Raw genomic sequence first — 8915 nt, forward strand, 5'->3', positions numbered from 1 at the left:
GTCCCCGCTCGCGTATTGTACAATACGCGAGCGGGGACGCTCGCACTGTAAATGCAAAACTGAGATGCTCCCGTGAGGTTTCTTGTAAAATACCAATAAAAAAAGTTATGAGCCTTGAATGTTGAGTTGGATTAATTTCTTAATTCAAAACTCAAAACTCAAAATTCATAACTTTTAGTAGTGGGCTTGGAGGGATTCGAACCCCCGACCTCATGGTTCGTAGCCATGCACTCTATCCAACTAAGCTACAAGCCCCTGTTGAGTTCAGATTTAATCTAAAATTGATTAAGTTCTTTTCTCACAGAATCTAACAGTAACACCATTACCAAAATAATGCAAGACCTTTCGCAAACTTTTTCTAAATTGCCCGATCGCACACAGCTAACTCACCTCGACAACAGCGGGGAAGCCCAAATGGTGGACGTTTCGGCGAAAATGCCCACTGTGCGGCAAGCTGTGGCTGCTGGCCGGGTGCGGATGCTGCCGGAGACGTTTGCGGCGATTGAAGCGGGGAATGCGCCGAAAGGTGATGTGTTGGGTACTGCAAGGCTGGCTGGAATTATGGCGGCGAAACAGACTGCACATTTGATTCCTCTGTGTCACCCTCTGCCGCTGAGTAGCGTGGAGGTGCAGGTGATGCCGGATGCTGGGTTGCCGGGGTATCAAATTCGGGCGACGGTGAAAATTAAGGCGGAAACAGGGGTGGAAATGGAGGCGCTGACGGCGGTTTCGGTGGCGGCGCTGACTTTGTATGATATGGCGAAAGGATTGGAAAAGTCGATCGCCATTGAGTCAATTCGCCTGGTGAGTAAAAGTGGCGGCAAGTCTGGAGACTATGAAAATGTAGAGGCATAAGTTTCCTGCCGAAAGAGGGATGCAGCATTCAAAAAGCTGCACTTATGATTAAAATAGGCACTGAACTACTAATATCAAGTGAAAAACTATGCCTCCTCGTTGGCCCCGCAAACCCGATCGCAACGATCCAGAGTACCGCCGTTTAGATGACCGGATGAATTTTGCTATCCACGTCGGTCTTTTTTCTGCTACCAATTCTGGTTTGTGGTTTGTTCACAATTTGCAAAAGGCTGATTGGCCTTGGGCAATTTCGGTAACGGGTGGATGGGCTCTAGTAGTTTTGTCCCACGCGATTTACCATTTTGCGATCGCCGATTATTCGCCCCTCACCAAAGATTCTGGCTGAAGGCAGTTGTCGGCGATTTGTTAAGTCTTTTGATTGATAACAAATAACTTTGTGCTTTTTTGATATGGCTAATACTACACAGGCGATCGAATCCTTAGCAGCCGAAATTGGCGAAAATGTCTACATTGACATTGCCAAATGGCATTTGTATCTCAATGATGCCCACCTGCATACAGTTGTTGCTGAACAACTTTACCGGATGCTGGAAGATGGCGATTTAGATGCTGACAAAGTTGCACAAGTTTTGCAAGGAATTCCAGTCAAGTTGGGGGGCGGCAAGCGGGAAGTGCCGCTGGCAGATTTGATTCCGATGCAGTGTCAAGTTCAGTTGATGGATGTGCTTGAGGAATTTCAGCGGAAGATGTAATACAGCAGATTTCACGTTTATAAAGTACACCCCAGATAAATCCCCGTAGGGACACTCCAAGAGCCCAAGGAGTGTCAACTTAAGCTGTGAGTCCGCCAGTCCTCTCGCCAGTCAGCCAGTCCGCCAGGGAATGAATTCCCTGTCTAATAGCTAAAGTCCTCTGAAAGAGGACTGATGAGTTTAAAAATTCTTCTTCTGAGTCCTCTTGAGAGGACTTTCGCTTTGAGGCAGGGGTTTCAACCCTTGCCGGACTATGGGTTGTACTTAAGTTGACACCTATGGGCATTGCTGTGTCCTACACTTCCTAAACCTGGAATACGCTGTATCAATTGTTGATTTGGATTTAAGTGCGATCGCCTTTTTTGGTCTTTTTGTACCGAAGGGCGATCGCACTTTTCCTTCCTTTCCTTAAACCAGCATGAAATTAGCCGATGTTATCGCATCTGCACTCACTCCAACCATCACACCTAACTGCTCCCCTGTCAAGAGATTCTTAATAAGAGTTCCCTGAGTATTTTGAGTTATTTCTAACTGACCAAAACTCAAGCCACCGCTTAATCCAATCAAATCTTGACCCAGAGTAAAATCAGCGATAATATCAAATCCTTGACCTGCTTTTAAGGCAAAGATATCGTTGCCGCTACCGCCAATCAAACTATCATTGCCCATGCCTCCGTCAAGGAGATCGTTGCCTTTGCCACCAGTGAGAGTATCGTTATCGGCGCCTCCGAACAGAGTATCATTTCCGGCACACCCTCCCAGGATATCTGCTCCTTCGTCACCGTTGATTAAGTCATTGCCTTCACCGCCGCAGATGGTATCCGAACCCTGTTGTCCAAACAGATTGTCATCACCTTGACTGCCCAGCAGGATGTCGTTACCTTTGCCTCCATATAAGGTGTCATTATCCTTACCACCATCGATGAAGTCGTCATCTTTGTTGCCATAAATGATGTCAATACCTTCGCGGCCATGTAAGAAGTCATTGCCTTTGCCTCCGAAGATTAAATCGTTACCCGACTCGCCAAGGATGATGTCGCTTCCTTCATCTCCGTAGAGAGTATCTTCATCTTTGCCTCCGGCGATGAAGTCATTGCCTTGGTTGCCATTAATAATGTCATTATCGGCACCACCGTATAGGTTGTCATCCCCAGATTTGCCCTCGAATATATTGGCAGCATTGCTACCTAGTAATTCATCGTTTTGGGCAGTGCCTATTTGAATGTCGGATGCGTCGAGTATGGTGTTTTCAACTGAGTTGGGTCGGTTTAAGTTGGGATAGGTAATTTGGTCGCAGATGCACTCATCGTCTGAGAGGTTATTAGTTGTTGGCGTGGGAGTTGCTGTTTCCGATGGTGTTGGTGTTTCGGAGGCTGTTTCCGATGGTGTCGGTGTGTCGGAGGCTGTTACTGATGGGGTCGGAGCGATCGGTGGGGTCGGAGCGATCGGTGTTGGTGTGTCGGTGCCGGTTTCGGTGTCGGGGGCGCTGCCGGTGTCCTCAGATGTAGGTTCCTCTGGATCGATCGGGTCTTTGAGGGCGCTCGTCTCGACAACGGGGCGAACAGTGGGGTCATTTACCTTCACCTTCTCCATCCGACCCAGAATTGCCTCTTTGGTGTTTTGAGCGAGGAACTGTTCAACTGTCACAGTTCCCGCAGCCAAATCCGGCAGTCCCACCGCAATTTGACCTACTGACACCGCCTGCAATTTGGTAATTTCAAGAGCAATATCTTTGAGGGGGCGACCGCTAGCGACGAGATCCTTGATGATTTGATTCCCCAAAGCCATGATTTGAGCGGCGGCTGATGCCACACTTTTAAGCTGGGATATGTTTATTGTGGAATCAGATGCGGCAGCTTTCGTAATTGAGCTTTCAACGATCGCCTGTATAGTTTCTATTTTGGCTAAATCGACAGATGCCCCACCCTTTAAGGAAAGAGCGATCGCTGCAATGGGCGCATCAGCCAACTGAGCCAGCGACACCTTACTTACCCCATCAATAAACTTAGCAGTTTGGACGATCGTATTTTGTACCTGAATTGCCGCAGCATACAACGCTAAACCCTTCGGATCGTTATTCGCCACCGCTTCTAAGGGGTTAAACGTTGCCAAATCAATATCCGCCGGCAGTCCTAACGCAGCTTTTACCTTGGTTTGAGCTTCGGTGACATCCATTCCTTCCTGTGCCAGTTGCGCCACTATCGTTGTTAGCGGTGTCACCATTTTGGAACCATGCACAGAACTCAATGGGGTATCCAAAGTCAAGCCGGTGGAAATATCTTGACCGCTGATTAAAACAACTTTGCCTTCGGTGGGGTCAAGTTTGCCATTTTTGTTGATATCGAATTTATCCATATCAACTTGTAGCTCGAAACTGCCATCAGGGAAGGTCATCGAGTTAGACTCACCCTCATCTTGGATATTGTTGAAATTCGCATCAAAGAACACCCATGCGCCGGTGATATAACCATCTTGAGCAGTACCAGACTCGGCACCTACCCGGAAGTTGTATATAGGAAAAGAACCCAAACGAATCCTTTCTTCGGATGTCACAGCAGTGTCATAATAAGCATCAAAATAAGCGCGGATTCCGCCTTGTAAGTTGATGATATCTTGAGGAGCGGTAAAGATATTCGCGAGATCTCCAGCCCGCAGCTTTCCATCTTTGGGACTGCCTTCAGGTTCGATCAAATTCAGTTCAGCAGTGCCTTCAATTCCCCCCTCAACGCCTGCTGATGCGACCAAAGCATCAAGTTCAGCAAAAGCACCAATGGTTGCTTTAAGGATCAGTTCGGGAACATTTTCCCCCGTCCCATCAGCATTTTTATTCGTACTCATGTAGAAGCCATTGAGTAAGTCTAAATCCTTACCCGTTTTCACCCATTCTTTCATTCCATAGGTGTCGTATCCAATGGGAATGCTCCGAAGATTCGCTTTCAAACTACCTCGAAGACCTCCTTCAAGCACTCCAAACACTCGAAAACCGGCTTCAATCTCCGGCCCAAATTCCAGGGCTGGCAATTGGTAGGTCATCAGGGGGACATCTTCCCCCGCCAATAACTTGCCGGCGCTTTGACTATTGGTCAAAATTGGTAAGTCAAAACTCTCGAAAGCTCCTGCTAATTTGCTAGCCAATTCTTCTTTTTTAGTAGTACGGGAATCTCCCTTTTTCTTGACCTGACTATTAACCCCCTCACCAGCCACCTGAGTTTGCTTGGTCATTTCATCTTTGGTGGCTGTTTTTTGTATTTGCTTGCGTTGTTCTTCCGCTTTTTTATATTCTTCGTACCGTTTTTTCAGGTCATCAGATTCCGGAGAAAATTTTAAAACCCCTGTGTCCTCTTTCTCTTCATCTTTATAAAGTTGGTAGGGAGCAAGATCGAGCTCCAGATTACCAGATTCTTTCAAGGATTCTTCCATCAGCCTTGTAATCTTGTCTATTTCGTTGACAGTATCAACAAATTTGACATACTGATAAACACGATCCCCTGCAAATTTTTTTAGCAGATCCAGCGGAGTTACTTTTCCATCTTTATCAGCATCGAACGCCCCTATTAAACCAACTTCCCCGAAAATTTTAGTATCGGTATTTAAAAAGTCGAGAATGGGTCGGATTGGAGAGATAACCCGCGAAATGTTGCCAAATACTGGTTTAGCAAAGCGAGAAATAAAGTTCCCTAAATCCAGCTTGACATTATTGATAGCTAAGAAACTAGGGTTCTTTTCTGTGGTTAATTTGCCGTTGACGTAATTAATTGTCGGCAAATCGCTGTAAAGGTTGAATTTGAGAGATGGCAGTCCAGATTTCAGCAAAACTTCACCATCTAAATTCAGGGTTCCATCTGCCGTGAGAGCTGAGTTATACAGCGGTTGAGACGTACCTATTTTCCCAAATGAGTTATATAAGTTGTTGACAATTTCAGAGGCGGTTAGCCCAAAGCCATCTGCGTCGGTTTCTGACCCATCAAAATCGCGTAAGGAAAGTTGAAAATTTGCCTGAGATTGGCTTGTTTTATTGTCTTTCGTTTTGGCAGTAAAGTTAACAGGTAAAAATCCACTGATGGCATTGTTAATTAGAGAACCATCCTTGACTTTTTCGTTAATAACAGTGCTAAACCCAGTTTTCTGTGTATTGATATACCATCCCAAATCGGACTTATAAGCAACAGCGACAGAGATATCATAATCAACACTGGTTTGACCCGCTGAAGCAGAAGGCTCACCTAATTTGTAGGTGTCTTGATTGAATTGAATTCGGTCAAAGAGGTTAAATCCTTTGCTGCCAATCTGACTGTTAAAACTTTCTTGACCCCGAATCTTGAATTCTAAGCTATTAGGGTTTACTATCAAGCTCTCGTCATCAACAAGAGAAAATCCAGTTGGTAACGCTGTGGAAAGTACCTGTTTTAGACTATCGCGTGCGATGTTAGGATTTTGATTCAAAACTCCCGTCAAACTTTTACCGACTGTAGAAAGTTTACTTTCGAGTGTTGCGGTGGGAAATTGGCCAAAAAATGGTACTTGCACCTTATTACCGGTATCAACCGCACAAGCAGCCAACATATCAAAAGCAAGCTGCGTTATCCCTGCTTTTGTCAATTTATTATCAATAATGATTCCTTCAGCAAAGATATTTTCAACGGTGGCATTGGTTGCGCCACGAAACAAAACTTTAAAGCGTTCGTCAGTTTCAGCTTTTTCGTCAGGATTAACTTTAACTCGAATCGTTTTTTGAGTTTCGCCGGGATTAAATGTTAAAGTTTGGGGAGTAGTTATGGGTTCGTAATCTTTATCCGCAACTGTTGCTGTATCATCTTCGGTACGATAGCGAACGGTAATCGGAAGTGTGCTAGCACTATCTAGTTTAACGTTAAAAACTGCTTCATTAGTTGCACTCTTCTCTCCCTCTAGAACGACAGCGCGATCGATGAAAATTTTTTGTTTGGCTCCATTAGGATAGCTTTTTGTTGAATCATTAAAATCATCAATGATGGCTGCTGCCTCCCCGACACTAATCTTGCTATTGTTTGAACTATTGACACTATTGAGAACAACGCTAAAGGTTTCGTCTCCTTCTACTTTGCTATCCCCCACAACCTCAACATCAATTGTTTTTTTTGTCTCATTTGGGTTGAAGATAACGGTTTTATTAATGACGGCTGAGTAGTCTTTGTCACCACTCTTGGCAGTGCCATCCTTAGTGCTATAAGTAACCGTTACTTTTTCATCAACAGGTTTAGAGAGAGTAATGTCAAATTTAGCAGGGTTCAATTTACCCCCATCTTCGTCAACAATAGTATCGCTAATAGATACTAAAGGTCGGTCATCGTCAATAATTGTGGCAATCCCAGTCGATTTGCTGCTGAGAACAGCATTTGTAGGATTGCTGAGAATGACGCTAAAAGTTTCATCTTCTTCACGCTTCGTATCCCCAATTATTGGCAGAGTAATGGTTTTCTTAGTTTCTCCCGATGCAAAGGTAATTTTATTGTCTCTCCCCGAACCATAATAATCATTGGAATAGATATCTCTTTTTGCCGTACCATCTTGAGTGTTGTACTCCACTGTAACGGGAACATTGACAGGCGCTGTTAAGGTTACTGTAAAAGTAGCATTGGTTTGGCCACTGTTACCCTCTATTACCTGGATGTCATCAATTGAAATACCTATTTGATCGAGAATAGTAATGGTTCCAGTACCTTTGGCAATTGTGCTATTCAGCGAACCTACGGAAGGTTCGCTGAGAATCACAGAGAAAAATTCACCAGATTCGGTTTTGTTATCCTTGACAATGGGAACTGGAATCGTTTTAACAGTTTCCCCAGGCTTGAATAAGACGTTAGTGAGGTCTTGTTTGGTGTAGTCTTCATTTGCTTTTGCTGTGTTATCTTGGGTTCTGTAGCCAACTCTAACTGCTTGACTACTGGGACTAGAAAGTTTTACTTCAACCTCTGCACGGCCTGCTATTTCTGAGGTAGTAGCATCGATAATAGAAATGGTAGGTTTGGCATCATCATTAATCACAGTAGCTATGCCGGTGCCTTTAACAATTTTGCCCCCAACGGCATCGCTGAGAGTGACTATAAACTGCTCATCCTTTTCAAAGTAAGAGTCCCCATTAATTGGGACTGTAATTGTTTTGCTAGTCTCTCCAGGCTGAAATGTTAAAGCTGTCTGCTGAATGTTTTGATAATCTACAACCTCCAAACGAAATCCGTTTGGGTCATAAGGATCTATCCCATCATTCGTTTGATACTGGACAGTTACCGGGATACCTGCTGCTTCAGAAAGGGTGACTGTAAAAGTGGCTTGGCTGGAAAAAGTGTTATTATTTCCATCGCCATTTCCTTCTTTTAACGTAATATCATTGATAGAAATATTAGGCTCTATGTCATCATCTTCAATTCTGAACGATTGACTATTGCTATAAGAGGGAACGAAAACGTTATTATCTACCGCACTAATAACAACGTTTACCCACTCATTTTTTTCTTTATTGCGATCCCCCACAACAGATACAGTGATATCTTTTTTTATTTCTCCGCGATTAAACGTTACTACTGTTGGAGAAATTTGAACGTAGTCATTATCTGCCACTGTTGCTGTGTCATCAACAGTTTTATAACTAACTTTTACGGGTACGTTACTGGGACGATCTAGGGAGATAGGAATAGTGACGGTAGACGTGCCACTATTTCCTTCTTGAATGTTCACAATCTGATTGTAGACAACGATACTCGCCCAAGGCGCTCCGTCATCACTGTTGATTGTTGCGATGCCCCTGCTTTTCCCAATTACCGCATTTTTAGGATCGCTTAGGTTGACTGTAAATATCTCTGTATTTGGCTCATAAACACTGTCATTTACAATTGGGACTGAAATAGTCTTTACTTGTTCTCCTGGTGCAAATGTAAGGGTGCTTTTTGTAAGCGCTGTGTAATCTCCATCTGCAACTCTTGCGCTGACATCAACAGTTTGGTATGAAACAGTGATAGGTTCGCTATTTGCTGATGACAGGGAAACTGTAAATGTTGCATTGGTGGCGGATTCGTCTACCTCAATATCCGTAATAGAAATAGCTGAAACGGTTTTGAAGTTCCAAGTGGTTGCCCCAGTAATTCCAGCGTAGTTATTACCAGCTAAGTCTTTAATTGCACCGTTGGCAATTTCTACATAGTATTGAGTGCCATCAACTAAGTCATTGACCGGATTAATCGTGACGCTAGAACCGCTGACGGTGACATTAGCCGCCGTCACATTAATAGTTTCAACAATTGAGTTATCCGAGACTTTCTTGATAACCAAATTGCCAGTGCCTTTTTGTACAGCTTCGCTCAAGGTGACAAC

The 8915-nt window shown here is 44.2% G+C and carries 4 protein-coding genes and 1 tRNA gene; 3 read left to right on the forward strand and 2 right to left on the reverse strand.

From position 1 onward, the window contains the following. Nucleotides 1-181 precede the first annotated feature (181 nt). Nucleotides 182-255, reverse strand: a tRNA-Arg gene (locus QUB16_RS32155). Between the two features lie 78 nt (nt 256-333). Between QUB16_RS32155 and moaC the strand changes: the two genes are divergently transcribed. From moaC to QUB16_RS32170, 3 genes are all read left to right on the forward strand, one after another. Continuing rightward, a complete protein-coding gene (gene moaC / locus QUB16_RS32160; protein ID WP_333322367.1) occupies nt 334-855 on the forward strand; it encodes a cyclic pyranopterin monophosphate synthase MoaC in 522 nt (173 codons plus the stop codon). An 88-nt stretch (nt 856-943) separates the two neighbouring features. Next, on the forward strand, nt 944-1201 hold the full coding sequence (locus tag QUB16_RS32165; RefSeq protein ID WP_333322368.1) for a 2TM domain-containing protein: 258 nt from the start codon (nt 944-946) through the stop codon (nt 1199-1201). A gap of 64 nt (nt 1202-1265) precedes the next feature. Then, nucleotides 1266-1568: a DUF3181 family protein gene (locus QUB16_RS32170; protein ID WP_333285792.1), complete on the forward strand. Its 303-nt coding sequence runs from the start codon at nt 1266-1268 to the stop codon at nt 1566-1568. A gap of 408 nt (nt 1569-1976) precedes the next feature. Here the strand turns inward: QUB16_RS32170 and QUB16_RS32175 are convergent, their stop codons facing one another. After that, on the reverse strand, nt 1977-8906 hold the full coding sequence (locus QUB16_RS32175; protein ID WP_333322370.1) for a Calx-beta domain-containing protein: 6930 nt from the start codon (nt 8904-8906) through the stop codon (nt 1977-1979). Between the last annotated feature and the right edge of the window lie 9 nt (nt 8907-8915).

The organism is Microcoleus sp. D3_18a_C4, assembly GCF_036702415.1.
Lineage (GTDB): Bacteria > Cyanobacteriota > Cyanobacteriia > Cyanobacteriales > Microcoleaceae > Microcoleus.

Bases quoted from the DNA above. Each gene is read 5' to 3' on its own strand.
- QUB16_RS32170 (WP_333285792.1), top strand. From the start codon at position 1,266: ATGGCTAATACTACACAGGCGATCGAATCCTTAGCAGCCGAAATTGGC.
- moaC (WP_333322367.1), top strand. From the start codon at position 334: ATGCAAGACCTTTCGCAAACTTTTTCTAAATTGCCCGATCGCACACAG.
- QUB16_RS32165 (WP_333322368.1), top strand. From the start codon at position 944: ATGCCTCCTCGTTGGCCCCGCAAACCCGATCGCAACGATCCAGAGTAC.